This window comes from Paenibacillus sp. 01T422, from assembly GCF_056398785.1.
Map to the genome: position 1 here is coordinate 1 of NZ_JBFTQB010000550.1, position 5,219 is coordinate 5,219.

Consider the following 5,219-nt stretch of genomic DNA (forward strand, 5'->3'; position numbering starts at 1 on the left):
GATGATGGCTTGAATGGACGAAGATGATGGCTTGAATGGACGAATTCTCCCGGCGATATTTGAAAAACACATAAAATAGTAATCCGATATTCAGTAAGAAACCACACAAAAATAAAAGTAGGACACAGCGATAGTCTAGTATATAAAACTTGTATGTGTCCAGCGGCGTGAAATAAATACATCTTCCTATAAAACTAAGCAGCATAAAGCTATAGACATATTTTAAATAGTTGGTCGGTAGTGAGACACCGCTTTTCTCTTTGAAAAACAGAGTTAGAAAATGAACGAAAACAAACGGCATGATCATTACAAGATTACTGATCAGCACTTTCGCCAGACTATCTCCGCGCGCGGAGGGAGGGATGCACATGAAAATGATGCCTACAATGAGAAAAGCAAGCGATAGCAAACGAGCTGACTTGGAGTGGGGAATTTTCCACAAAATCATAAAGGAAACACAAAGACAAATAATTTCTCCAAATAAAGAGATAAAGTCGAAGGCTGGCTGAACGATTTCCTCTAACGAAATCGTTACTTGCTGGCCATTCCTAGAGATGGTAATCGCATCGGCTTGCTCGATCGTGGCCCATTTTCGGACAATTTTATTTTCGTTAGGGTCTTTTCCGTTCACGTAAATAATGTTATCGCCAATCTGAAGCCCCAGATCCAACTTGATTTGTTCAACTTCAAATGATTTGATACGCCATTCCATGTGTTCATTTCTTTCTAATTGTATCCCGAAAAACGTGTGCTGAAATGTGACAAATAAGAACCAAACTTGCAAACCTACTAAACAAAAAGATAGGAGAATTTTATATAATTTGTGATTCAACCACTATATCTTCCTCTCAATCACTGCTATAATAGCAGTTGTTACTTAACTTAGTTCATTTAGGGGGTATGTGTATGATCAGTGCAACATGGTCACCAGATTTATCAACAACAATTGCTTCTCTGAAAAAGTTGGGTTTAAGCGAGAGATTGTCTGCACTTAAAGGTCTGACTGGTGTCTCAGATCCCGAAAAACAGGCAATTGTGAAAACGTTTACCAATTCCAGGAAAGATTTCATAATGAATAACGAACAGTTTGAATTTATGTTTGATACGGTGTTAACGGATGTTGTTAAACAAACCTACAGCACGCTTTCCCTGCCCTCAAAAGAACAAATTCAAACTTCCATGAAAAAGATGATGGATATCATCGAAGCGAATCATCGGTGGAATACAGGGAATGAGCGATAAGAAGATGAATCGGTGGAGTACTTACGAACCTTTGGCTGCTGAGCTGAGTGGTAAACAAATCGCCGACCTCGTCGTAACCGGTCATGCGCATTCCCGCTTTGGCGAGCGTGTTACGCATGAAAAAGCGAATCTCGAAGAAGTTAACTTATTTGTACGTAAGAAGCTTGAAGACGAGCGAATTAAACCTAGTGGCCGCAACGAACCGACGATGTTTATCATTGATGATGATGTAGAGATGGTTGCTGAATTTGAGCTGATGGAAGAAAATGAGCTTCAGGCAGGCCATTCGCGATATAAAATGATCGTTGTTACTTTCTTAGGGCGGTTGTCTGATAACAGTGAATATACGGATTTACATTCTTAATATACATTTCCAAGGTGGTTGGACAGAGTAACTCTGTCTGATCATTTTTTAAGTTATGGGGACTTTTGAACTAAATTAGTGATGGCTGAAGAAGGATTTTCCATTCCATTGTCGAAAACAAGTGTCGAAAACAATCGAAAAAGATGTTGAGGATGAGGGGAATATCATATGTTACATAGTGTTCGATGGTTCAGAAAACATTTGGTGGTTCGTATCGTAGCCGCTGTTATGATCGTTATTTTGGCATTGTCCGCCGGTTATATCACAATGGAATTCCGAAATGCCAAGCATGCAGGGATGGAAGCGATATCCAGTTACGGTATTCGGCTTTCAGATAGCTACACCAAAGGAATGGATATTGGCCAAATAGAACAATTTCTAAAGGATCCTAAGGAAAATGATCTCTATTGGCAAATTAGACAGCAACTGGACACATACCGTACACAAATTGGAGCGCTATACGTGTACATGGTGCGTTTTGATGACCAGAAGAGGCCTCTCATTATGATCGATGGACAGCCTAAGGGCTCGGACGTTGCTTCTCCAATCAATGAGGAGACAGATATCGCTGCAACTGAAGTTGAAACGCTATTGAAGGGCGAATCGGCAAGCTCGGCGCTTATCGATAATCCGAAATACGGTAAGTACATTTCAACCTATACACCTGTGAAAAATGCAGAAGGTAAAGTCATTGCTGTTCTTGGTATCGATACGGAGGCAGGAGTGACGGAGCAAATATCCTCCAGTGTCCTGAAAAGCAATCTGCCCCTCTATGGGCTAATGCTTGTTCTCACAATTCTTGGACTCGGACTCGTTATGCTTGTAGTAACTCGAGCCCTTCGTCCTTTGCAATGGATTGGGGCTGGTGCGGAGAGCATAGCTAGAGGCGATTTCTTAAGTGCTAGGAAGCAACTAGCTGCTAACCCGGTCCGCTCTATCGATGAAATCGGTACGGTGTATCGTGCGATGATGAAGATGTCCAACGACATCAATGATATGCTTCGTACGATTGTATCGAATGTTTCGCATACATCGGAACAGTTTGTGGTGACCACCCAGCATTTCAATGTACAAGCCCATCGTCTGCTGGAGATGAATACGAATGTGAATACGTCACTCCAAGTGGTGGCTGATGGCGCGAATACCGTACAGTTCAGCACCAACGAGAGCGCTCGCTCTATGGAAGAAATGGCAACGGCTATTCACCGAATATCCGAAGCATCCTTAACGGTTGCTGACGCATCAGGCAACGCGCTGCAAAGCGCACAATCGGGACAATCGATCGTTCAGAATATGAATGGACAATTCGTGACGATTACCACTGCTACGCAAGAGGCACTTGATCGAGCGGCATCCCTTCGCGGTCATTCGAAGGAAATCGGCATTGCCCTATCTTCGATTTCGGATATCTCGGAGCAAACGAAATTGCTGGCCTTGAACGCTTCGATCGAAGCGGCGAGAGCCGGAGAACATGGAGCGGGCTTCGCGGTCGTAGCTGGAGAAGTTCGTAAGCTAGCGGATCACGCTGCGGAATCGGCTAAGCTTATCGCGTCTTTACTGCAAAATATTCATCGTGAGATTGAGCGTATGGGAGAGGCGATGGAAGCAGGCCGGAGAGAGATTCAAACCGGTGCTGATCTTTCCAAAAAGGCAGAAGAATTCTTCCGTCATATCGTGGAACAATTCCGCTTCGTTTCTCAGCAGATCCAGGAGATATCTTCGGTAACAGAAGAGATGTCGGCTGGCTCCGAGGAAGTCGCAGCTTCCGTTGTCGATATCGCACATATTGCGAAATCGTCATCAGATGGCACGTCGAACATCCATAAATTGACCCATGAACAACTCAAAATTGCCCAAGAAATCGCTGATTCGGCAGATGCGCTAAGTGGACTCACTGACGAAATGCGAAAGTCTATCGAGCAGATCAAAGTATAAATTGATTGGACGGATACATAACAAAGAGCCATCCTGAATGTTGAGAAATCATTTTCAGGATGGCTCTTTGTGCGCTCAAGGAGAAACTAAGACACTAGAACAGCATATTTGTTTTACGGGCTTTCTTTGCTCACCCAGAACGTCACGCTGTCACCTTGCAGTCCTTTCGCCCCTGGCTGCGGGTCTTGCTTAAAGACCGTACCGTTGGGAGAAGTGCTTGCTTCAATGACATACTCGTAACGTAGTCTCAAGGCTAAGGTTTGTTGTTCAGCATCAGCAAGAGATTTCCCAAGCAGATTGGGGATTTCTACCTCCACCGGCTGGTTATTGCTATCCCCAACTGATTTCGATGGGACAGGCGTAGGGGAGGGGCTGCTCGACTGTGAAGTCGGGGTAGCGGTTTGCACAGGTGTATTGACAACAGGTTGCTTCTTCTCCGAGGAAGGCCAAAGTATCCAACCGGCAATAGCAACAACGAGCGCGGCAGATGCTCCGATACCAACTTTACGTAGCCGGCTCCTTGTGTAACTTTGCTCAGTTTCTTCTTCCTCATCCGTATCTTCCTCCTCCTGGGCGACCACCTGCGGCTTCTGCGAACGGGATGGACGATGAATGGAAGCAGCTAAGGTTTCCTCTTTAAAGCTGGATGGCTGCAAGCTGCGCAAGCCGAACACGAAGGAGGACAAGGAGGCTTGGCCTTGACAGATCAGCTTCACTAGCTTAATGAGTGCAGCTTTCTGCTCGGGAGTAGCAGATGGGATAGGAGTACGCTCCAGCTGCGTATGAATCACCTCAAACGGGGTTGTACTCGGCTGGGTGCCGCTAAAGAGCTGAAGCATCAAGCGGCAGAGTCCAATGGCTCCTTGTATCTGCGCATCCCCCTCGTCCCAATAATTGATAACGGTAAGCTTATTATGATCGTCTAACCACAGGTTTTCGGCGGCCACGGAAAATCCAGTAATCCGCTCCTCCAAGGCATCAAGCAGGGAGACACCTAGATCCGCGATCATGGCGATAATTTGATGGAACGTCCACGGTTTCTTATTGATTAGGCGAGAAAATAAAGCTCCTGGCTTGGCTTGTAAAATAATGGTTACAGAATCTTCTTCAACAGAAGTGTCCAGAATATGCTGAAAACCATCATGGATGAAAGCGGCCTTGTGATGAAGTGTTCGCATATAATCTGCGCCAATCTGTCCGGGAATAAGCTTTATGTTATAAAGAAGAACTTTACGAGTCAGAAATACATCTTCTCCATCATGAAGAGTGCCCTGAGGTAAACTGATGATCCGGGTTCCCGGTATGTATCGTGTACCCATCTTGTTATGCATGGAATCTCCATCCTCTCTTGATGGCATCATTTGAGCATTGCCTATATTATATATGATTCGGTGAGATATAGGAATTTTGGTAGTCTACACGTTAAAATAACACAAAAAACCGAAGTTTGTAATTGCAAGTTACTAAGATTGTTCGGAATGGGTGGGGTAAAATTAGGAGTAAAGTCGAGTTAAGATCCAGAGGTAAAGCTAATTCCTTCAATGACTTTACTGTACACCTTTTTGTCTAGTTTTGGAACAAGGCTTTAGCAAATTAAATGAGAATTTTATAATTCTTAGCTTATCTAGGCTACAATAATTGCGAAAATAATTACAAGACCTAATTTGCACTGGAAAAC

The 5,219-nt window shown here is 44.2% G+C and carries 4 protein-coding genes and 1 pseudogene; 3 read left to right on the forward strand and 2 right to left on the reverse strand.

Going from position 1 to position 5,219, the window contains the following annotated elements; genetic code table 11:
• Nucleotides 1-712, reverse strand: a pseudogene (locus AC1DUA_RS25550) (hypothetical protein); the annotation flags it as partial.
• A gap of 194 nt (nt 713-906) precedes the next feature.
• Here AC1DUA_RS25550 and AC1DUA_RS25555 point away from each other — a divergent pair.
• The 3 genes from AC1DUA_RS25555 to AC1DUA_RS25565 all read left to right on the forward strand — a co-directional run bounded on the left by AC1DUA_RS25555 (nt 907) and on the right by AC1DUA_RS25565 (nt 3,541).
• The gene (locus tag AC1DUA_RS25555; RefSeq protein ID WP_477502443.1) at nt 907-1,242 is read left to right on the forward strand and encodes a hypothetical protein; all 336 of its coding nucleotides are present in this window, start codon (nt 907-909) and stop codon (nt 1,240-1,242) included.
• Entirely contained in the window at nt 1,232-1,606 is a 375-nt protein-coding gene (locus AC1DUA_RS25560) for a hypothetical protein (RefSeq protein WP_477502444.1), read from the forward strand. Before AC1DUA_RS25555 ends, AC1DUA_RS25560 begins: the two co-directional genes overlap by 11 nt.
• Before the next feature lie 168 nt (nt 1,607-1,774).
• Nucleotides 1,775-3,541, forward strand: coding sequence for a methyl-accepting chemotaxis protein (locus AC1DUA_RS25565; RefSeq protein WP_477502445.1), 1,767 nt, complete (start codon nt 1,775-1,777; stop codon nt 3,539-3,541).
• 113 nt (nt 3,542-3,654) lie between these two features.
• On the opposite strand, the gene AC1DUA_RS25570 is transcribed toward AC1DUA_RS25565, so the two are convergent.
• A complete protein-coding gene (locus AC1DUA_RS25570; RefSeq protein ID WP_477502446.1) occupies nt 3,655-4,872 on the reverse strand; it encodes a PASTA domain-containing protein in 1,218 nt (405 codons plus the stop codon).
• Nucleotides 4,873-5,219: the final 347 nt, after the last annotated feature.

What these genes read in the sequence shown, in the direction of transcription:
- AC1DUA_RS25555 (WP_477502443.1), top strand. Translation starts at nt 907, where the DNA reads ATGATCAGTGCAACATGGTCACCAGATTTATCAACAACAATTGCTTCT.
- AC1DUA_RS25560 (WP_477502444.1), top strand. Translation starts at nt 1,232, where the DNA reads ATGAGCGATAAGAAGATGAATCGGTGGAGTACTTACGAACCTTTGGCT.
- AC1DUA_RS25565 (WP_477502445.1), top strand. Translation starts at nt 1,775, where the DNA reads ATGTTACATAGTGTTCGATGGTTCAGAAAACATTTGGTGGTTCGTATC.
- AC1DUA_RS25570 (WP_477502446.1), bottom strand. Translation starts at nt 4,872, where the DNA reads ATGCATAACAAGATGGGTACACGATACATACCGGGAACCCGGATCATC.